Here is a 22,433-nt window from a genome sequence, read left to right as displayed (position 1 = left end):
GGCGGTGGGGGTACTCGCCGAAAAGGGGGTGACCGGATATGTGGGTACGCTCGCCGCGCTGTACGCCGGGGCCACCGTGGTGCCGCTGCGGCCGGACTTCCCGCCGGCGCGTACCCGGCAACTGCTGGCCGCGGCCAGGGTCGGTGCGCTGATCGTCGACGAGTCCGGGTACCGGCTGCTGCCGGAGCTGCTCGACGAGCGGTCCCTGACCGCGGTCCTGGCCCCGGATCTGGCCCGGAGCCGGCACCGGGCGCTGATCGGGTCGGCCGCGGCAGACGCCCTCGACCGGCCGGTGCCGGTCCGGCCGGACGACGTCGCGTACACCCTGTTCACGTCGGGATCGACCGGCCGGCCGAAGGGAGTGCGGATCACCCACGGGAACACCGCACACTACTTCCGGCAACTGGACGCGCGCTACGACTTCGGCCCGCAGGACGTGTTCTCGCAGACCTTCGAGCTCAACTTCGACTGCGCGCTGTTCGATCTGTTCTCCGCCTGGGGCGCCGGCGCCACCGCGGTGGCGGTACCCGCGCCGGCCTACCGCGAACTCCCCGCGTTCCTGACCGAGGCTGGCGTCACCGTCTGGTTCTCCACGCCGAGCGCGATCGACCTGGTCCGCCGGATGGGTGGACTCACCCCGGCCGCGCTGCCCGGGCTGCGTTGGAGCTTCTTCGCCGGCGAGGCGTTGCAGTGCCGCAACGCCGCCGACTGGCAACGCGCCGCGCCCAACTCCACGGTAGAGAACCTGTACGGACCGACCGAACTCACCATCACGGTCGCCGTGCACCGCTGGGCCGGCGCCGACTCCGAGCGGCTTGCGGTCAACGGGGTGGTGCCGATCGGTCTTCTGCACGAGGGCCACGACCATTTCCTGCTCGGCGACGACGAGGACGGCGACGGCGAGCCGAACGATCGGGAAGGCGAGCTGTGTGTCGCTGGTCCGCAGCTGGCCGCCGGTTACCTCGATCCGGCCGACGAGGCGGGCCGGTTCCTGCACCGGGCCGGGCGGCGCTTCTACCGCACCGGTGACCGGGTCCGCCGGGTCGCCGCGGACCAGCTGCTCTATCTCGGCCGGCGGGACTTCCAGGTGCAGGTCCAGGGCCAGCGGGTGGAGCTGGCCGAGGTGGAGCACGCGCTGCGGGCCTGCGGCGCGCACGACGCGGTCGCGGTCGGCGTCCCGGGGCCGGCCAGCACCCAGCTGTTCGCGTTCTACACCGGCACCCCCGTGCCGGTGGTGGATCTGGTACGCCGGCTGCGGCGACTGCTGCCGGACGGGGTGATTCCCCGGCACTACCGGCATCTGGCCGAGTTCCCGTTAACCGCCAACCGGAAAGTCGACCGGCAACGCCTGGTCGAACGGGCCCGGGAGCTGTTGGCCGGTACCGGGTCCGACGCGGCATAGGGGGCGCGTAGTGGGCGCGTAGTAGGGGTGTGGCGCCCGTCGGCCGTCACGGTAGCTTGCCGAAGTCACCGGTCTTCTCCCGCTTGCGGGCCTGCTCGGGAGCGTTGCGTTGGACCTGTTGAAGCCTTTGTCGGACGAGTCGACAGTGCACTGCCTGCTGGACGCCGCGGTCGCCGCCGCGGCCGGATCCCCCGCGGTACGCGACGCCGCCGGCGTGTGGTCCTACGCCGAACTGGATGAGTGGAGCCACACGGTCGCCGCCTGGCTGGACGCCCGGGGCGTGCGGCCGGGCGACCGGGTCGCGGTGCAGTGGCCGACGACCCGGGAACTGGTCGCGATGTTCTTCGGGGTGTCCCGCCGGGGCGCGGTGTTCGTTCCGTTGAATCCCGCGATGAAGCCGTTCCAGCTGCGCTCCGTGCTGGCCGGCGCGCAGCCCCGGATGTTTCTGCCCGAGGCCGAGGCGGCGGAGGTGTGGACGCAGGTGTGCCGGCTCCGCTCGGCCGGCCGCGCGGATCCGGTCCCGGTCGCTCCGAACGACGTCGCGGTGCTGATGTACACCTCCGGCAGCACCGCCACCCCGAAGGGCGTCATCGGGCCGCACGCGCAGCTCACCTTCGCGTCCCGGGCGATTCAGGCGGTGCTCGGCTACCGCGGCGACGACGTGGTCTTCTGCCGGTTCCCCATGTCCTGGGACTATGGGCTCTACAAAGTGCTGCTGTGCTGCCTGGGTCGCGCCGAGCTGGTGTTCGCCGGCGCCGAGGCGGATCCGGTGCTGCTGGCCCGGATGCGCCAGGTGGGCGCGACCGTGGTGCCGATCGTGCCGTCGCTGGCCACGATGATCCTCACCCACGCGGATCGGCAGGCCGCCGCCCCGGCCGGGAACACCGTGCGGATGTTCACCAACACCGGCGCCGCGCTGTCCGCGACCACCATCGCCCAGCTGCGCGCCGCGTTCCCCGGAGCCCGGGTGGTCCGCCAGTTCGGCCAGACCGAGTGCAAGCGAATCGCCATCATGCCGCCGGAGCTGGACGGCGTGCGGCCGGCCGCGGTCGGCCGGCCGCTGCCCGGCACCACCGTGGCGATCCTCGACCCCGAGGGCCGGCCGCTGCCGCCCGGCCAGATCGGCGAGATCGTGGTGTCCGGCCCGCACGTGATGCCCGGCTACTGGGGCGACCCGGAGCTGACCGCGCGCACCTTCCGGCACGATCAGGCCACCGGCGCGCGGCGGCTGCACACCGGTGACTACGGGCACCTGGACGCGGACGGGTTCCTCTACTTCACCGGGCGGGCCGACGACATGTTCAAGCGCAAGGGCATCCGGATGAGCACCCTCGAGATAGAGGCGGCCGCGATGGACATTCCCGGAGTACGCGCCGCTGCGGCGGTGCCGCCGGCCGGCGGGCTGGACCTGACCGTCTACGTCGAGGCCGACCTGGCGCCGCACGCCGTGCTGCGCGAACTGGCCCAGCGGCTGGAGCCGGCGAAGGTACCGGCGGTGTGCCACGTGGTGGACGAGGTGCCGCTCACCGCGCATGGCAAGAACGCCACCCGGGAACTGCGGGCGAGGGCGGCCCGATGACCGGCGTCGACGAGCTGGCCGAGCGATTCGGTACCCCGCTCTACGTCTATGACCTGGATCGGGTGGCCGAGGCCCGGGACCGGTTGTTCGCCGCCCTGCCCGGCGGATTCGATCTCTTCTACGCGGTGAAGGCCAACCCGCACCCGGAGGTGGCTGGCGCGCTGCGGGACGGGTCCGGACCGGCCTGCCGCGCCGAGATCAGCTCGACCGGTGAGCTGGACGCCGCGCTCGCCGCCGGGTACGCCGCGGGGGAGTGCCTTTACACCGGGCCGGGCAAGACGGACACCGAGCTGGCCGTCGCGATCGCCCGCGGGGTCCGGCTGTTCTCCGCCGAGTCACCGACCGATCTGCGGCGCATTGGCGCGGTCGCGGAGCGGCACGGCGCGGTGGCCGAGTGCTTGCTGCGGATCAACTGCACGTCGGCCGGGGCCGCCACCGGCATCCGGATGATGGGCCGGCCGTCCCAGTTCGGCCTGGACCTGGAGAGCCTGCCGGCCCTGATGCCCGAGCTGCGCGCGACCCGCGGTGCCCGGCTGGTCGGCGCGCACTTCTTCACGATGAGCAACGCCGGCGACGAGTCCGACCTGCTCGCCGAGTTCGAGCGGGTGGTCGAGCTGGCGGCCGGCCTGGCCGTCGATCCCGGCCTGCCGTTGGAACTGCTGGACCTGGGCGGCGGGTTCGCCGCGCCGTACGCGGTGCCGGGTGCCCCGGTGCGCTACCCGAAGCTACGGGCCGAGCTGGAGCGGCTGCTCGACCTGCACCTGCCCCGGTGGCGTACCGGAACTCCCCGGCTGGCCTGCGAATCCGGCCGCTACCTGGTCGCCGGGTGCGGGACGTTGCTGTGCGGGGTGGTGAACGTCAAGCGGGGCCGGGGCCAGACCTACGTGATCGTGGACGCCGGGATCAACGCGATCGGCGGGCTCTCCGGCCTGGGCCGGCTGCTGCCGATGGCGGTGTGCCTGGACGGCGTCGGCGCCACCGAGCAGGCCAGCCTGGTCGGCCCACTGTGTACTCCCGGGGATCTGCTTGGCCGGGATGTCCAGGTGCCGGTCCTCGCCGCCGGGGACTTGGTGCGGATACCGAACGTCGGCGCGTACGGGATCACCGCCAGCCTGCTCGGCTTCCTGAGCCGCCCGGCTCCGGCCGAGGTGACGGTCCGCAACGGCGCGGTGGTGTCGGTCTCCCGGCTGGAGCCGCGCCGGGTACCGCTGTCGAAGGGAGCACCGTCGTGACCTCGACCGCGCGGCTCGACCCGCAGCCCGCAGCGGCCCGCGACGGCCGCCCGACCGCGGTGGTCAGCAGCATGGCCTCGGACGCGCACACCTGGAATTTGATCTTCCTCCAGCTGCTGGTCGAGGAACTGGGCTTCGAGGTGACCAACCTGGGCCCGTGCGTACCGGACCTGCTGCTGGTCGAGCAGTGCCGGATCCGCCGGCCCGCGCTGGTCGTGCTCAGCAGCGTCAACGGCCACGGCTACCAGGACGGGCTGCGCGTGATCGGGCAGCTGCGCGGCGCCGCCGGGCTGGCCGGCACGCCCATCGTGCTGGGCGGCAAGCTGGGGGTCTCCGGCGAGCACCGGGCCGAGCGGGTGGCCGAACTGCGGGACGCCGGCTTCGACGCGGTCTACGACGACCGGCCCGACGCGATCGAGTCGTTCCGGCGGTTCGTGGCCGCCCGGGTCGCCGTGGGCCGGCCGTGAACTTCGGGGAGTTCGTCCGCTGGCGGCACGCCCGGGGCGCGCTGGTGGTGCAGCCCCGGATGGGCTTCGCCGATCCAACCGTGATGCGCGCCGGCCTGCTCGCCACCCGGCGCGTGGACGCCGCCACGGTGGGCACCATCACACTGGACAGCTACACCCGGGTCGGAGACCTGGACGCCGCGGGACACGCGCTGGGCCAGGGGCTCGCGCTCAACGGGTACCCGATCGTCAACCACCCGCCGGGCACCACCCAGGCGGTGCTGGACGGGGTGCTGGCCGAGGACTTCCCGGTGCAGGTACGCCACGGGTCCGCCCGGCCGCTGGACATCTTCGCAGCGCTGATCCGGGCCGGCCTGCACGCCACCGAGGGCGGCCCGGTGTCCTACTGCCTGCCCTACGGCCGGACCCCGCTGGCCGAGTCGGTGGCGAACTGGGCGGCCGCCTGCGAGCTGCTGCTGACCACCCGCCAGGACGGGGTGGAGCCGCACCTGGAGACGTTCGGGGGCTGCATGCTGGGCCAGCTCTGCCCGCCGAGCGAACTGGTCGCGATCAGCGTGCTGGAGGCGCTGTTCTTCCACCGGATGGGGCTGCGGTCCATCTCGGTCAGCTACGCCCAGCAGACCAACCCGGCCCAGGACCTGGAGGCGGTGACCGCGCTGCGCCGGCTCTGCGCGGAGCTGCTGCCCGGTGCGGACACCCACGTGGTGGTGTACGCCTACATGGGCCTGGCACCGCGCACCCCGGCCGGCGCGCGCCGGCTGTTCGCCAGTGCGGTGCGGCTCGCGGTCGCCGGCGGCGCCCAGCGGCTGATCGTCAAGACGGTCGCCGAGGCGTACCGCATCCCTACGATCGCGGAGAACGTGGCCGCCCTGGAGCACGCCGCGGCGACCGCCCGGGCCATCCCCCGCCCGGCGGACACCGCAGGGTCCGGGGGCCAGGTCTACCGGGAGGCGCGGGCGATCGTCGACGCGGTGCTGGACGGCGCCCCCGACCTCGGGCGGGCGATCGTTCTGGCGTTCCGGCGCGGGCTGCTGGACGTGCCCTACTGCATACACCCGGACAACGCCGGGCGCAGCCGCAGCCACCTGGACGAGGACGGCACCCTGCGCTGGACCCGGTTGGGCAACCTGCCCCTCGGCGGCCTGGCGGAACTGCGCCGCCAGGACCCGGTCGGCTCAACCGAGCTGCTGTGCGCCCTCTCCTACGTGCAGCGCACCTTCGACGCACCCCATCTGGAGGAGGTCTGATGGTCTCCGGCGGCCCGATCCGCGACTACCCGTTCGAGATGCACGAGACCGACAGCTCGCCGCTGTACGCGACGCTGCGCCGGGACGAGCCGATGAGCCGGGTCCAGTTGCCGTACGGCGAACCGGCCTGGCTGGCCACCCGGTACGCGGACGTGAAGGTGGTACTGACCGACCCGCGGTTCAGTAGGGCCATCGCCCAGGGACTGGACCAGCCGAGGCTGCGCCGGCAGCTGGACGGCGACGGCATCATGGGCATGGACCCGCCGGACCACACCCGGCTGCGCCGGCTGGTCGGCAAGGCGTTCACGGCGCGGCGGGTGGAGGCGATGCGGGCCGACGTGCGGAACCGGGCCCGCCGCCTGGTCGACGCGATGGTGGCAAAGGGGCCGCCGGCCGACCTGGTGGAGGAGTTCGCCCGCCCGCTGCCCGTCTCGGTGATCTGTGACCTGCTGGGGGTGCCCTTCGCCGACCACCAGATCTTCCGGGAGTGGACCGAGGGCCTGACCGACGACGCGACCGCCAAGCGCGAGGTGTTCTTCGAGCTCGGCGACGCGCTCGGCGACTACATCGCCGGGCTGGTCGCGCAGCGCCGCCGGGAGCCCACCGACGACCTGTTGGGCGCGCTGGTGCGGGCCCGGGACAACGGTGACAAGCTGTCCGAGGACGAGCTGATCTCGATCGCCGGGCCCGGGCTGCTCACCGGCGGCGTGGAGACGGTCTCCTCGGGCCTGCCGAGCTTCGTGTTCACCCTGCTCACCCACCCGGAGCAGCTCGAACTGCTGCGCGGCTCGCCGGAGCTGATGCCGACCGCGGTGGAGGAGCTGCTGCGCTTCGTCCCGATCAACACGGCCGCGATGTTCGCCCGCTACGCGCTGGCCGACGTCCCGTTCGGCGACGTGGTGGTCCGCGCCGGTGACCCGGTGCTGCCCGCCCTGGCCGCCGGCAACCGGGACCCGGAGGTCTTCGCCGATCCCGAGCGCATCGACCTGACCCGTCGCAACAACCCGCACCTGGCCTTCGGGCACGGGCCGCACCACTGCATCGGCGCCCAACTGGCCCGGTTGGAGCTGCAGGAGGCGCTAACCGAACTGCTCACCCGGCTGCCCGGGCTGCGGCTGGCCGAGGGGCGGGCCGGGGTGCGGTGGAAGTACGGCGTGATCGTGCGCGGCCCCGCCCGGCTGCCGGTCACCTGGTGATGACCGCGAACGACGATGGGAGTGGCGCGATGGACGAGGCCGCGTTCGCCGAATTGACCGCCGCCGAGCGGGAGCGCCTGCTGCACCGGCTGGTCCAGGAGCACACCACCGCCGTGCTTCGCGAGATCATGCCGGTACCGGTCGAGCCGGTGGACCCGGCCGTGCCGTTCCGCGACCTGGGCCTGGACTCGCTGGCCACGGTGGAGCTGCACGCCCGGCTGGTCGCCGAGACCGGCTTGGACCTGCCGGTCACCGTCACGTTCGACCACCCCACGCCGGCGCAGCTGGCCGGGTACCTGTGCGCGCGGCTGGGCGGTGCGCAGGACGGCGACGCCGGGGTGCCGGCCGAGCCGGCGGTCGGGGACGTGGCGGAGCCGGTGGCGGTCATCGGGATCGGCTGCCGGTACCCGGGCGGGATCCGCTCCGCAGAAGACCTCTGGCGGCTGGTTGCCGACGGCCGGCACGTGCAGACCGGGTTCCCCACCGATCGGGGCTGGGACCTGGAAGGGCTCTACGATCCGGACCCGGACCGGCCGGGCAGCAGCTACGTACGGGTCGGCGGGTTCCTGCCGGACGCCGCCCACTTCGATGCCGAGTTCTTCGGCATCGCGCCCCGGGAAGCCTCGGCCATGGACCCCCAGCAGCGGCTGGTGCTGGAGACCGCCTGGGAGGCGCTGGAGCGCGCGGCGATCGATCCCACGGCGCTGCGCGGCACCCCGACCGGCGTGTTCATCGGGGCGGAGGCGCAGGAGTACGGTCCCCGGCTGCCCGAGGCGCCCGGCTCGCTGGACGGCTACCTGCTGACCGGCAACGCGCCGAGCGTGATCTCCGGCCGGGTCGCGTACGTGTTCGGGCTGGAGGGACCGACGCTCACCGTTGACACCGCCTGCTCGGGCTCGCTGGTCGCGGTGCACCTGGCGGTACAGGCGCTACGCCGCGGCGAGTGCCCGCTGGCGCTGGCCGGCGGGGTGGCGGTGATGGCCGGGCCGGGCACGTTCACCGCGTTCAGCCGGCAGCGCGGGCTGGCTCCGGACGGGCTGTGCAAGGCGTTCGCGGCGGCGGCCGACGGCACCGGGTTCGGCGAGGGCGTCGGGCTGTTCGTGTTGGAACGGCTCTCCGACGCGGTACGCCACGGGCACCGCGTGCTCGCCGTGATCCGGGGTACCGCGATCAACTCGGACGGCGCCTCGAACGGGTTGACCGCGCCGAGCGGGCTGGCCCAGCAGCGGCTGATCCGGCGGGCCCTGGCCGATGCCCGGCTGTGCCCCGGCGACGTGGACGCGGTGGAAGCGCACGGCACCGGTACCCGGCTGGGCGACCCGATCGAGGCGGGTGCGCTGCTGGCCACGTACGGCCGGGAGGCCGAGCGGGTCCTCTGGCTGGGCTCGGTCAAGTCGAACATCGGGCACACCCAGGCGGCCGCCGGCGCGGCCGGCATGATCAAGACGATTATGGCGCTGCGCCACGCGGTGCTGCCCCGGACCCTGCACGTCGACCAGCCGACCCCGGACGTGGACTGGGCGGACGGCTCGGTCCAACTCCTGACCGAGGCGCGGGACTGGCCGCGGACCGAGCGCCCGCGTCGGGCCGGGGTCTCCTCGTTCGGGGTCAGCGGCACCAACGCGCACCTGATCCTGGAGGCGGTCGAGGACCCGGATCCGACCACGACCACGACCGATACCCCCGATGCGCCGCCGGTGGCCGTACCGCTGGTGCTCTCCGCCCGGTCGGCGGCGGCGCTGCGGGACCAGGCTCGCCGGCTGCTGCCGATGCTGGACCGGGCCGCGCTGCCCGACCTCGGCCACGCCCTGGCCACCGAGCGGGCCGCGCTGGAGCACCGGGCCGTGGTGGTGGCCCGCGATCCGGCGCAGGCGCGGGCCGGCCTGGCGGTTGTGGCCGAGGGCGCCGGAGCCATTGTGGACAGCGTCGCGCCCGGCGGGGTGGCCGCGCTCTTCACCGGCCAGGGCGCCCAGCGGCCGGGGATGGGGCGGGACCTCTACCGAGACTTCCCGGTGTACGCCGAGGCCCTGGACGAGACGCTTGACCACCTGGACGTTCACCTGGATCGGCCGCTGCGCGACGCGCTGTGGGGCAACGACGCCGCGACGCTGGACCAGACCGGGTACGCCCAGTGCGCGATCTTCGCGGTCGAGGTGGCGCTGTACCGGCTGATTGAGTCCTGGGGCGTGGTGCCCGAAGCGCTGCTCGGTCACTCGATCGGCGAGCTGGTCGCGGCCCACGTCGCCGGGGTCTGGTCGCTCGCCGACGCCTGCCTGGTGGTCGCCGCCCGGGCCAGCCTGATGCAGGCCTTGCCGGCCGGCGGCGCCATGGTCGCGGTGACCGCCACCGAGCCGGAGGTACGCGCCCGGCTGGCCGGCGGCGTCGACATCGCCGCGGTGAACGGCCCGCGCTCGGTCGTGGTCTCCGGCCCGCGGGACGAGGTGGACCGGGTCGCCGCCGTGTTCGGCGGGGGCCGGCGGCTGCGTGTCTCGCACGCGTTCCACTCGTCGCTGATGGAACCGATGCTGGCCGACTACCGCCGGGTCCTGCGGGCGGTGAGCTACGCGCCGCCACGGCTCCCGGTGATCAGCAACGTGACCGGCCGGCCGGCCACCGCCGAGGAGCTGGGCACCCCGGAGTACTGGGTGCGCCAGGTGCGCCAGCCGGTGCGCTTCGCCGACGGAGTACGGGCGCTGGCCGACCTCGGCGTGCGCACCTGCCTGGAGCTGGGCCCGGATCAGGTGCTCACCGGGCTGGTCCGGGACGGGCTGGCCGGGGACGAGATCGCGGTCGCCCCGACCATGCGGCGGGGCACCGGCGGGGCGACGCTGCTGGCCGCGTTGGCGACGGTGTTCGCCCGGGGCGGACCGGTAAGCTGGCCAGCCTTTTACAGTGGACAGTCCTATCGCCGCATCGACCTGCCCACCTACCCCTTCCAGGGCAGCCATTTCTGGCTCAGCCCGCCGGCCCGGTCCGCCGACCCGGGCGCCCTCGGCCAGGTGGCGTCGGCGCACCCGCTGCTGCCTGCGGTGGTCGGAGTCGCCGACTCGGACGGCCTGGTGCTGACCGGCCGGGTGTCCGTCGCCGCCCAGCCCTGGCTGGCCGACCACACCATCGCCGGTGAGATCGTGCTGCCCGGTACCGCGTTCGTGGAGATGGCGTTGCGCGCCGCGGAGCACTCCGGCGGCGGGTGCGTGGAGGAGCTGACCGTGCACACCCCGCTGGTACTGGCCCCGCAGGGCGGGATCGCGATACAGGTAGTGGTTGGGGCGGCGGGCGACGACGGGCGCCGGACGATCGAGTTCTACTCCCGGTCGGAGGCCGAGTCGGTGGCCGCGACCTGGACCCGTCACGCCGCCGGGCGACTGGCCCCGGCCGCCGGGGTGACCCCGGTCGAGCTGGTCACCTGGCCGCCCGAGGGTGCGCGGCCGGTCCCGATGGACGACCTGTATCCCCGGCTGGCCGCCGAGGGCTACGGCTACGGCCCGGCGTTCCGGGGTCTGCGCGCGGTCTGGCGGCGCGGCGCGGACACCCTCGCCGAGGTGGAGTTGCCGGCCACCGCCGTAGCCGACGGCTTTGACCCGCACCCCGCGCTGCTGGACGCGGTGCTGCACGCGATCGACACCCCGGCGGAGGCCGAGCCGGGCTCGCTGCACCTGCCGTTCGCCTGGACCGGGGTGCGCCGGTTCGCGGCCTGCGGCACCCGGCTGCGCGTGCGGATCTCGCCGGCCCCCGACGGTGGGACAGCGCTGGCCCTGGCCGACCCGTCCGGCGCGCCGGTGGCCTCGGTCGCGTCGCTGCGCTCCCGGCCGGTGCCCGCCGAGGCGCTGCGGGCCGGCCGGGACCGGCCGCTGCTGCGGGTGCAGTGGCGGCCGGTCGACGCGGTGGACGCGGCGGGCGAGCCGTCCGGGGTGCTGGCGGTGCTCGGGCCGGATCCGATCGGGCTGGACGCGCCGACCTTTCCGGACCTGGCGGCGCTGGCCGCGGCCGGGGTCCCGGACACCGTGGTGGTCCCGGTCTGGCCGGACCCCGCCCAGGGGCTGGTGCCGGCGGCGCGGGCGGCGGTTCACCGGCTGCTCGGCGTGGTCCAGGAGTGGCTCGCCGACGCCCGGTTCACCGGATCCCGGCTGGTCGTCGTCACCCGGGGGGTCACCGGCCCGGCGGACCTGGCCGGGCTGGCCGGCGCCCCGGTGCCGGGCCTGGTGCGCTCCGCGCAGGCCGAGCACCCGGGCCGGTTCGTCCTGCTCGACCTGGACGAGGCGGCGCTGAACACGTGCCTGCTGCGCGCCGCACTGTCCGTCGGCGAGCCGGAGCTGCGGCTGGACGGCGGGGTGCTGCTGGCTCCAAGGCTGGCCCGGGTACGCCCGGCCGAACAGCCGGCGGACTGGGATCCCGCGGGCACGGTGCTGGTCACCGGCGGTACCGGTGGGCTGGGTCGGCTGGTCGCTCGGCACCTGGCCACCGCCCACGGGGTGTCCCGGCTGCTGCTGGCCAGCCGGAGCGGTCCGGCCGCCCCGGGCGCCGCCGAGCTGGTTGCCGAGCTGGCCGGGCTGGGCGCGACGGCCCGGGTGGTGGCCTGCGACGTGGCCGATCCGGCCGCGCTGGTCGCGCTGCTCGCCGAGGTGCCCGACGACCACCCGCTGACCGCGGTGGTGCACGCGGCCGGAGCGCTCGACAACGGCATGATCGGTGCGCTCACCCCGGCGCAGCTGGACACCGCGCTACGCGCCAAGCTGGACGCCGCCTGGCACCTGCACGAGCTGACCCGGCACCTGGACCTCGCGGCGTTCGTGCTGTTCTCCTCGTCGGCCGGCCTGCTCGACGGCGCCGGGCAGGGCAACTACGCGGCCGGCAACACGTTCCTGGACGCACTGGCCGGGTACCGGCACGCGCTCGGCCTGCCCGGGCTCGCGCTGGCCTGGGGGCTGTGGTCCGGGTCGCAGGGCATGGGCGGCGAGCTGGCCCCGGCCGACCGGCACCGGATCGACCGGCTCGGGGTGGCGCCGATGACCCCGGAGGAGAGCCTCGACGCCCTCGACGCCGCGCTGCGCTGCACGGAACCGGCCCTGGTTCCGGTACGCCTGGACACCGCGGCGCTGCGGACCCGCCAGGACGGGGTGCCGGCGCTGCTGCGCGAGCTGGTACCGGCCCGACCGGCGGGCGCGCCGGCCAGCCCGTCCCCGGCCCTGACCGGGCCCGACCTGGCCGGGCGGCTGCGCAACCTGGCCGAGGCGGACCGCGGCCGGGCCGTGCTCGACCTGGTCCGGACCCAGGTGGCCGCGGTGCTCGGCCACCCCGGGCGGGACGCGATCGACCCGCGCCGGCCGTTCAGCGAGCTGGGCTTCGACTCGCTCGCCGCGATCGAGCTGCGCAACGCCCTCGACTCGGCGACCGGGCTCCGGCTGCCGGCCACGCTGGTCTTCGACCAGCCGACGCCGCGCGCGGTGGCCCAGCACATCCTGGCCGGCCTGGCGGGCTCCGCCGGCGGTACCGGCTCCGCCGCCGGTGCCGAGCCGTCCGGCACGGGCGGCGCCACCACCACGGACGCGGACGAGCCGATCGCGATCGTCGGGATGGGGTGCCGGTACCCGGGCGGTGTCGGGTCGCCGGAGGACCTGTGGCGGCTGCTGGCCGACGGGGTCGACGCGATCACCCCGTTCCCGGCGGACCGCGGCTGGGACGTCGAGGCGATCTTCGACCCGGAGCCGGGCCAGCCCGGCCGCAGTTACGTGCGGCACGGCGGCTTCCTGCACGACGCAGCCGAGTTCGACGCCGACTTCTTCGGCATCGGTCCGCGGGAGGCGCAGGCCATGGACCCGCAGCAGCGGCTGCTGCTGGAGGTGTCCTGGGAGGCGCTGGAGCGGTCCCGGATCGACCCCGGCTCGCTGCGGGGAACCCGCACCGGGGTCTTCGCCGGGGTGATGTACCACGACTGGGCCACCCGGCTGGGCGCGGTCTCCGAGGAGGTGGCCGGGTACCTCGGCAACGGCAGCCTGGCCAGTGTCGTCTCCGGCCGGGTCTCCTACCTGCTGGGACTGGAGGGGCCGGCGGTCACCGTGGACACCGCCTGCTCCTCCTCGCTGGTCGCCCTGCACCTGGCGGTCCAGGCACTGCGGCACCGGGAGTGCGGCCTGGCCCTGGTCGGCGGCGTCACCGTGATGTCCACTCCGGACACGTTCGTGGACTTCAGCCGCCAGCGCGGGCTTTCCGCCGACGGCCGGTGCCGGTCGTTCGCGGCCGGCGCGGACGGCACCGGCTGGGGGGAGGGCGTCGGCGTCCTGGTGGTGGAGAAGCTTTCCGACGCCCTCCGCCACGGCCACCCGGTGCTGGCCCTGGTCCGCGGCTCCGCGGTCAACCACGACGGGGCCAGCAACGGCCTGACCGCGCCGAACGGGGCGTCCCAGCAGCGCGTCATCCAGCAGGCGCTGGCCGGTGCCGGGCTGCGCGCGGCCGAGGTGGACGCGGTGGAGGGACACGGAACGGCCACGACGCTCGGCGACCCGATCGAGGCCCAGGCGCTGCTGGCCACGTACGGCCAGGGTCGGGACCATCCACTGTGGCTGGGCTCGGTGAAATCGAACCTGGGACACACCCAGGCGGCGGCCGGGGTGGCCGGTGTGATCAAGATGGTGCTCGCGATGCGGCACCAGGTGCTGCCGCGCACCCTGCACGTGGACGCGCCGTCGCCGCACGTGGACTGGTCGGCCGGCGCGGTCGAACTGCTCGCCGAGGCCCGTTCCTGGCCGGTGCTCGGGCATCCGCGCCGGTCCGGGGTCTCCTCGTTCGGGATCAGCGGCACCAACGCCCACGTGATCCTGGAGGAAGCGCCGCCCGCTGCACCGGCACCCGGCGGGCCGGTCGTGGCGGCGCCGGCGCACCTGCCGTTCCTGCTCGCCGCGGCCAGCGCCGCCGGTCTGCGGGCGCAGGCCGGTCGCCTGGCCTCGTTCCTCGCCGACCGCGACGAGGTGCCGCTCGCCGACGTCGCGCACGCCCTGGCCACCTCCCGGGCGGCGCTCGACCATCGGGCCGCCGTCATCGCCGGAGACCCGGACGGGCTGCGGCGAGGACTGGCCGCCATCGCCGCCGGCGAACCGGCGGCCGGCACGCTGCGTGGTACCGCCGCCGAGGGCCGGCTCGCGATGATCTTCTCCGGACAGGGCGCCCAGCGGGCCGGCATGGGCGGCGAGCTGTACGCCGCGTTCCCGGTGTTCGCCCGGGCCTTCGACGAGGTGACCGCGGCGCTGGACGCCGCCGGGCCGGCGGACGGCCCGCCGCTGCGCGACGTGGTGTTCGGCGCGGCCGGCCCGCTCGACCAGACCCGCTACACCCAGTGTGCGCTGTTCGCGGTCGAGGTGGCTCTGTTCCGGCTGTTCGAGTCCTGGGGGGTACGGCCGGAGCTGGTGGCCGGTCACTCGATCGGCGAGCTGACCGCGGCGCACGTCGCCGGCGTGCTGTCGCTGCCGGACGCGGCGACGCTGGTGGCCGCCCGGGCCCGGCTGATGCACGAGCTGGCCCACCGGCCGGGCGCCATGGTGGCGGTGACCGCGACCGAGAAGGAGGTCCGTGACCTGCTCGGCGGTCGGCCGGCGGTGGCGATCGCGGCGGTGAACGGCCCGGCGGCCGTAGTGCTCTCCGGCGCCGAGGACGAGGTGCTGGAGCTGGCCGGGCTGATCCGTGCGCGGGGCGGGCAGGCGCACCGGCTGCCGGTCGGCGACGCATTCCACTCCGCGCTGATGGAGCCGATGCTCGCCGAGTTCCGGGCGGTCGCGGCTGGGCTGGCGTACCGGCCGCCGCTGATCCCGGTGGTGTCCACGGTGACCGGGCAGCTGGCCACCGCGGATCGGCTCTGCTCGCCGGAGCACTGGGTGCGGCAGGTCCGCGACACGGTCCGGTTCGCCGACGCGGTCCGGGCGCTCGCCGAGCAGGGCGTCACGAGCTTCCTCGAGGTCGGGCCGGACGCGGTGCTCACCGTGCTCGCCCCGCACTGCCTGCCGGCTGGCACCGAGGCCCGGTTCACCGCGGCCTGCCGCCGGGACCGGGCCGAGCCGGTGGCGGCGCTGACCGCGCTCGGCCAGCTGCACGTGGACGGGGTCGCCGTCGACTGGGCGGCGCTGCTGGGGCCCGGGCCGGCCCGGGTGGATCTGCCCACGTACCCGTTCCAGCGCCGGCACTTCTGGCTGTCCGCCACCGCCTCGGGCGACGTGACCGGGGTGGGCCAGCTGCCCGCCGGGCACCCGATGCTCGGCGCGGTCGTCGCGCTGCCCGCCTCGGACTCGGTGGTGCTGACCGGCCGGCTGTCCGCGCAGGCCCAGCCGTGGCTGGCCGACCACGTGGTCAACGGCGCGGTGTTGTTGCCCGGTACCGGCTTCCTCGAACTCGCGCTGCGCGCCGGCGAGCAGGTCGGGTACCCCCGGATTGAGGAGCTCACCCTGGCCGCGCCGCTGGTGCTGCCCGAGCGGGGCGGGGTGGCGCTGCACGTGGTGGTGGGTGCGGACGAGGCCGGCCGGCGCCCGCTCGCGGTGTACGCCCGGGCCGAGGATGCGGGCGCCGACCAGCCCTGGATGCACCACGCCAGCGGCCTGCTAGGCGGCGCCGTCCCCGACCCGCCCGCGGACCTCGCGCAGTGGCCGCCGCCGGGTGCGGTGCCGCTCGACGTGGACGGGGCGTACCAGCGGCTGTTCGACCGGGGATACGACTACGGCCCGGCGTTCCAGGGGCTGCGCGCCGCCTGGCGCCGGGGGGTGGAGATCTACGCTGAGGTGGCGCTGCCGGCCGAGGTGGCCGGCGCGGCCGACCGGTTCGGCCTGCACCCCGCGCTGCTGGACGCCGCCATGCACGCCGATCTGCTGGACGACGTGGCCGGCCCAACCCTGCTGCCGTTCGTCTGGACCGGGGTGTCCCTGCACGCCACCGGCGCCAGCCAGCTGCGGGTGCGGATCACCCGGCTGGACGGCGCCGAGGTGTCCACGATGGAGCTGATGGACGGTACCGGTCGCCCGGTCGCCTCGGTCGCCTCGCTGGTGTCCCGCCCGGCCGCCGCGCCGCAGCCGGCCTCCGGCACCGCTGGTGAGCTGTTCGCGATCCGCTGGCAGCCGCTGGCCGTCCCGCCGCCCGCACCGGCGCTGCCGGTCGGCTGGGCGGTCGCCGAGGGTGGCGCCGCGCCGCCCGCCGACCCGCCGGACGTGCTGGTGCTGCGCTGCCCGCCGGCCACCGGGGACACCCCGGAGCGGGTCCGCGCGATCACCACCGGGCTGCTGGCCATGCTGCGCGGCCTCCTGGCCGACCCCCAGTACGCCGGCACCCGGCTGGTGGTGACCACCGGCCCGGACGACCTGGCCCAGGCGGCGGCCTGGGGTCTGGTCCGGGCCGCGCAGGCCGAGCACCCCGGCCGGCTCACCCTGGTCGCCGCCGACCCGTCCGGCGACCCGCTGCTGCCCGCCATCCTGGCCGCCGGCGAGACCGAGGCCGCGATCCGGGACGGCGCGGTGCTGGTACCCCGGCTGGTCCGTCCGGCGTCACCCGCCGGGGCTACCGGCGCGCCCTGGGGTGCGGGCACCGTCCTGGTCACCGGCGGTACCGGCGGCCTCGGCCGGCTGGTCGCCCGGCACCTGGTCACCGCGCACGGGGTACGGCACCTGCTGCTGCTCGGCCGGCGCGGCCCGGACACTCCGGAAGCCGCGGAGCTGGCCGCCGAGCTGGCCGGGCTGGGTGCCGAGGTGGCGATCGAGGCGTGTGACGTGGCCGACCGGGACCAGCTGGCCGGCCTGCTCGACCGGATCCCGCCGGACCGGCCGCTGACCGCCGTGGTGCACGCCGCGGGCACCGCCGACGCCGCGATGCTGGACGCGCTGACCGGGGAGCAGGTCGACGCGGTGCTTCGGCCGAAGGTGGACGGCGCCTGGCACCTGCACGAGCTGACCAGGGATCTGGGCCTGGCGGCGTTCGTGCTGTTCTCCTCGGCCGGTGGTCTGGTGCTGGCCGCCGGGCAGGGCAACTACGCGGCGGCGAACACCTTCCTCGACGCGCTGGCCGAGCACCGCCGGGCGGCCGGCCTGCCCGCCACATCGCTCGCCTGGGGCCTGTGGGCGGAGAACACCGGCCTCGGCGGTGAGCTGGGCGCGGCGGACCTGCACCGGATGGCTCGGCTCGGGCTGCCGGCGCTCGCCGTGCCGGATGGACTGCGGCTGTTCGACGCGGCGCTGTGTGGCGACGAGCCGGTACTCGCCCCGCTGCGGCTGGACCCGGTCGCGTTGCGTAACCGGACGGACGAGCTGCCGGCCCTGCTGCGTGGCCTGGTGCCGGGCCGGCCCCGCCGGCCCCGCCGGGCAGCCACCCAGGCCGGCGACGAGCCGGCGCTCGCCCGGCAACTGGCCGGGCTCGGTGCGGCCGAGCGGGACCGGCTCCTGGTGGACCTCGTCCGCACCCACGTCGCCACGGTTCTCGGCTACGCCGATCCCGCCGAGGTCGACGAGGGGCGGGCGTTCAAGGACCTCGGCTTCGACTCGCTCGCCGCGGTGGAGCTGCGCAACCTGCTCGGCGGTGCCACCGGGCTCACGCTGCCGGCCACCCTGGTGTTCGACCACCCGACCGCGCGGGCCGCCGCCGCCTTCCTCGAGCGGCGCCTGCTCGGATCCGCCCCCGGGCCGGCGCCGGCCCCCCGCCCGGCCCGGGCCGGGACCGACGAGCCGATCGCGATCGTCGGCATGGCCTGCCGCTACCCCGGCGGTGTCGCGTCGCCCGAGGACCTGTGGCGGCTGCTGGTGGACGGCGTCGACGCGGTCAGCGACTTCCCGGCCGACCGCGGCTGGGACATCGCCGGGCGCTACGATCCCCGACCCGGCCGGCCCGGCAAGTCGTACACCCGGTCCGGGGGCTTCCTGCACGACGCGGCCCTGTTCGACCCCGGGTTCTTCGGCATCGGTCCGCGCGAGGCGACCGCCATGGACCCGCAGCAGCGGCTCCTGCTGGAGGTGGCGTGGGAGGCGGTGGAGCGGGCCGGGATCGACCCGACGGCGCTGCGCGGCAGCCAGACCGGGGTGTTCGCCGGGTTGATGTACGACGACTACGCCAGCCGGGTCAAGGACGCCTCGTCGGAGTTCGTGCCGTACCTGGCCAACGGCAGCTCCGGCGCGGTGGTCTCGGGCCGGGTCTCCTATGTGCTCGGTCTCGAAGGGCCGTCGATGACGGTAGACACCGCCTGCTCCTCCTCCCTGGTCGCCCTGCACCTGGCGAGCCAGGCGCTGCGCAACGGCGAGTGCGCGCTCGCGCTGGCCGGCGGGGTAACCGTGATGTCCACACTAGACACCTTCGTGGACTCCAGCCGGCAGGGCGTGCTCTCGCCGGACGGCCGGTGCAAGTCGTTCGCCGCGGCGGCCGACGGCGTCGGCTGGGCCGAGGGGGTGGGTCTGGTGCTGCTGGAGCGGCTCTCCGACGCCCGGCGGCACGGGCACGAGGTGCTGGCCCTGGTCCGGGGCAGCGCGGTCAACCAGGACGGCGCCTCGAACGGGCTGACCGCGCCGAACGGACCCTCCCAGGAGCGGGTGATCCGGGCCGCGCTGGCCGCCGCCGGACTCTCGTCCTCCGATGTGGACGCTGTGGAGGCGCACGGCTCGGGTACCCGACTGGGCGACCCGATCGAGGCGCAGGCGCTGCTCGCCACGTACGGGCAGGACCGCCCGGACGGGCGCCCGCTCCTGGTCGGCTCGGTCAAGTCAAACCTGGGTCACACCCAGGCGGCCGGCGGCGTGGCGGGCGTCATCAAACTGGTGCTCGCCCTGCGGCACGGCCTGCTGCCGCGCAGCCTGCACGTGGACGCGCCGTCACCGCACGTGGACTGGTCGGCGGGGAGCGTGGCGCTGCTCACCGAGCCGCGCCCGTGGCCGGGGGACGGGCATCCGCGCCGGGCCGGGATCTCCTCGTTCGGGATCAGCGGCACCAACGTGCACGCCATCATCGAGGAGGCCCCGCCGGTGCCGGCGCCGGCCGGGGAACGTCCCGGGCCGGCGCTGCCGGTGATCCCCCTGCCGGTCGGCGGCGCCAGCGCTCCGGCCCTGCGGGACCAGGCGGCCCGGCTGGTCGACCGGCTCCGCGCCGATTCCGATACCGACCTGCTGGACCTCGGCTTCACGCTGGCTACCACCCGGGCGGCGTTCGACCACCGGGCGGTGGTGCTGGCGAGCGACCGGGAGGCGGCCCTGGCCGGCCTGTCCGAACTCGCCGCCGGCACCGCGCCGGAACACCCGGAGGGCATCCGTCGGGGCGTGGCCCGGCCCGGCGGCCTGACCGCCTACCTGTTCGCCGGCCAGGGTGCCCAGCGGCTCGGCATGGGGCGGGAGCTCCACCGGGCCTTCCCGGTCTTCGCCGGGGCGCTGGACGCGGCCTGCGCCCTGCTGGACCGGGAGCTCGACCGGCCGCTGCGGGACGTCATCTGGGGCGACGCCGACCTGCTGGAGCGGACCGGATACGCCCAGCCCGCGCTGTTCGCGATCGAGGTGGCACTGTACCGGCTGCTGGAGTCCTGGGGGGTCGCGCCGCACCTGCTCGCCGGGCACTCCATCGGCGAGCTGGCCGCGGCGCACGTCGCCGGGGTGTGGTCCCTGCCGGACGCCTGCGCGCTGGTGTCCGCGCGGGGCCGGTTGATGCAGGAGCTGCCGGCCGGCGGCGCGATGGTGGCGATCGCCGCGCCGGAGGACGAGGTACGGGCGGCGCTCGACGAGGGGGTGGACATCGCCGCGGTCAACGCCCCCGGCTCGGTGGTGGTGTCCGGCGACTCCGAGGCGGTTGAGCGGGTGGCGGGGCGGTTCCGGGTGACCCGGCGGCTGCGCGTCTCGCACGCGTTCCACTCGTTCCGGATGGAGCCGATGCTGGCCGAATTCCGGGCGGTCGCCGAGCGGCTGACCTACCGGGAGCCGGCCCTGCCGCTGGTCTCCACGGTCACCGGCACCGCCGCCGGGGCGGCGCAGCTGTGCACTGCGGAGTACTGGGTTCGGCAGGTGCGCCAGGCGGTCCGCTTCGCCGACGCGGTGCACGGCCTGGCCGCGGCCGGGGTTACCCGGTTCATCGAGGTCGGACCGGACGCCGTGCTGACCCCGATGGTGCGGGAGGGCCTCGGCGACGCGGCCAGCGCGGTCGCGACCCAGCGCCGGGGCCGGGACGAGGCCGCCTGCCTGGTCGGGGCGGTGGCGCAGCTGCACGTCGGTGGCGCCGCGGTGGACTGGGCCGGCCTCTTCGCCGGGCGCGGCGCCCGCCGGGTGGCCCTGCACACCTACCCGTTCCAGCGCCGGCGGTACTGGCTGGATCCCACCCCGTCCACCGGCGACCTGACCTCGGCCGGTCTGGACGCGGCCGGGCACCCGCTGCTCGGCGCGGTGGTCGAGCTGCCCGACCCGGGTGGGGTGGTGCTGACCGGCGTGCTGTCCGTGGACCGGCAGCCCTGGCTGGCCGACCACCGGATCCTCGGCCGGGTGGTGCTGCCCGGCACCGCCTTCGTCGAGCTGGCCCTCCGGGCCGGTGAACACGTCGCCTGCCCGGTGCTGGAGGAGCTGAGCCAGCAGCGGCCGCTTGTGCTGCCCGAGGGCGGCGCGGTGACCGTCCGGATGGTGGTCGGGCCGGACGAGGCCGGGCGCCGGGCGGTGTCGGTGCACTCCCGGCCCGCTTCCGGGGCCGCCTCCGGTCCTGCCGCGGCGGGACCGGCGACCGGGTGGACCCGGCACGCGGCCGGCACCCTGCTCCCGGCCACCGCGGGCGCTACCGGCGAGCTGCCGGGGCTGGTGGAGTGGCCGCCGGCCGGTGCCGAGCCGGTCGACCTGACCGGGTTGTACGGGCACCTGGCCGGCCTGGGCTTCGGCTACGGCGAGACCTTCCAGGGCCTGCGCCGGGTCTGGCGCGGCGAGGACGAGGTGTTCGCCGAGGTCGCCCTGCCGGACCGGGCCACTGCCGAGGCGACCCACTACGGCCTGCACCCGGCCCTGCTGGACGCCGCGCTGGGCAGTATGGACTTCCTGGTGCCCGGTGGGCCGGGGGCGCTTACCGAGGCGACCATCCCGTTCGCCTGGACGGGGGTACGGTTGCCCGCCGCCGGGCTGACCGCGTTGCGGGTACGGGCCCGGCGGGTCGGCGCCGGGGCGGTGGCGCTGACGCTGGCCGACACGACCGGGGCGGGAGTCGGCGCGGTGGACTCGATCGTGACCCGGCCGGTGCACGCCGGGCAGCTTCCGGGCGCCGCGCCACCGGTACCCGAGGGCCTGCTGCGGATCGACTGGCGACCCCTGCCGTCCGGGCCGGCCCGCACCGAGCTGGCCGGCTGGGCGGTGTGCGGCGACACCGACCCGGGGCTGGGGGTACCGGTCCACCCGGACCTGGACGCGGTACCCGGCGAGCCGGACGTGCTGGTGCTGCTCTGCCCGCACCGGCCGGTGCCCGGCGACGTGCCGGGCGGGGTGCGGGCGGCGGTCCACCGGACGCTCGCCGACCTGCGTCGCTGGCTCGCCGAGCCGCGGTTCGCCGCCACCACCCTCGTGGTGGTGACCCGGGGCGCGGTGGCTGCGGCGGGCGGCCCCGAGCTGACCCAGGCGCCGCTGTGGGGGCTGGTCCGCGCGGCCCAGGCGGAGCACCCCGGCCGGCTGGCGCTGGTCGACGTGGACGGGACCGCCGAGTCGTACCGCGCGATACCGGCCGTGGTGGCCGCCGGCGAACCCGAGTCGGTGATCCGCGACGGCGCGGTCCGGGTACCCCGGCTCGATCCCGTGACCACAGTGGACCGCGCGCCGGCCTGGCAACCCGACGGTACCGTCCTGATCGTCGGAGGCGCCGGCCTGCTGGGCGGCCTGCTCGCCCGGCACCTGGTGACTCGGCACGGGGTACGGCACCTGCTGCTGCTCGGCCGGCGCGGCCCGGACACTCCGGAAGCCGCGGAGCTGGCCGCCGAGCTGGCCGGGCTGGGTGCCGAGGTGGCGATCGAGGCGTGTGACGTGGCCGACCGGGACCAGCTGGCCGGCCTGCTCGATCGGATCCCGCCGGACCGGCCGCTGACCGCCGTGGTGCACGCGGCCGGTCTGATGGCCGGTGGCGTGCTGGACGCGCTGACCGGGGAGCAGGTCGACGCGGTGCTTCGGCCGAAGGTGGACGGCGCCTGGCACCTGCACGAGCTGACCAGGGATCTGGGCCTGGCGGCGTTCGTGCTGTTCTCCTCGGCCGGTGGTCTGGTGCTGGCCGCCGGGCAGGGCAACTACGCGGCGGCGAACACCTTCCTCGACGCGCTGGCCGAGCACCGCCGGGCGGCCGGCCTGCCCGCCACATCGCTCGCCTGGGG

The 22,433-nt window shown here is 75.7% G+C and carries 7 protein-coding genes; all 7 read left to right on the top strand.

From position 1 onward, the window contains the following. Window positions 1–1,402 (top strand): AMP-binding protein (locus tag E1193_RS17935; RefSeq protein ID WP_132184348.1); only part of this gene is annotated, 1,402 nt, incomplete at its 5' end. Window positions 1,403–1,547: 145 nt separating this feature from the next. Then, the gene (locus tag E1193_RS17930; protein ID WP_243707756.1) at window positions 1,548–2,981 is read left to right on the top strand and encodes an AMP-binding protein; all 1,434 of its coding nucleotides are present in this window, start codon (window positions 1,548–1,550) and stop codon (window positions 2,979–2,981) included. Then, window positions 2,978–4,213, top strand: a complete 1,236-nt coding sequence (locus tag E1193_RS17925) for a type III PLP-dependent enzyme (protein WP_132184346.1) — start codon at window positions 2,978–2,980, stop codon at window positions 4,211–4,213. The genes E1193_RS17930 and E1193_RS17925 overlap by 4 nt, the downstream gene beginning before the upstream one ends. Then, a complete protein-coding gene (locus E1193_RS17920) occupies window positions 4,210–4,680 on the top strand; it encodes a cobalamin-dependent protein (RefSeq protein ID WP_132184345.1) in 471 nt (156 codons plus the stop codon). The genes E1193_RS17925 and E1193_RS17920 overlap by 4 nt, the downstream gene beginning before the upstream one ends. Beyond that, window positions 4,677–5,927 carry a methylaspartate mutase gene (locus E1193_RS17915; protein WP_132184344.1) on the top strand — a complete coding sequence of 417 codons (1,251 nt, stop codon included), beginning with the start codon at window positions 4,677–4,679 and terminating at the stop codon, window positions 5,925–5,927. The genes E1193_RS17920 and E1193_RS17915 overlap by 4 nt, the downstream gene beginning before the upstream one ends. Continuing rightward, a complete protein-coding gene (locus E1193_RS17910; protein ID WP_132184343.1) occupies window positions 5,927–7,123 on the top strand; it encodes a cytochrome P450 in 1,197 nt (398 codons plus the stop codon). Before E1193_RS17915 ends, E1193_RS17910 begins: the two co-directional genes overlap by 1 nt. Window positions 7,124–7,152: 29 nt before the next feature. Next, window positions 7,153–22,433, top strand: a 15,281-nt coding sequence (locus E1193_RS17905; protein WP_132184342.1) for a type I polyketide synthase, incomplete at its 3' end; no start/stop codon positions are given.

The sequence above is a fragment of the Micromonospora sp. KC606 genome, from assembly GCF_004348675.1.
Classification (GTDB): Bacteria; Actinomycetota; Actinomycetes; order Mycobacteriales; family Micromonosporaceae; genus Micromonospora.
This window is presented reverse-complemented; position numbering and strand designations above follow the sequence as displayed.

What these genes read in the sequence shown, in the direction of transcription:
- E1193_RS17910 (WP_132184343.1), top strand. Translation starts at nt 5,927, where the DNA reads ATGGTCTCCGGCGGCCCGATCCGCGACTACCCGTTCGAGATGCACGAG.
- E1193_RS17925 (WP_132184346.1), top strand. Translation starts at nt 2,978, where the DNA reads ATGACCGGCGTCGACGAGCTGGCCGAGCGATTCGGTACCCCGCTCTAC.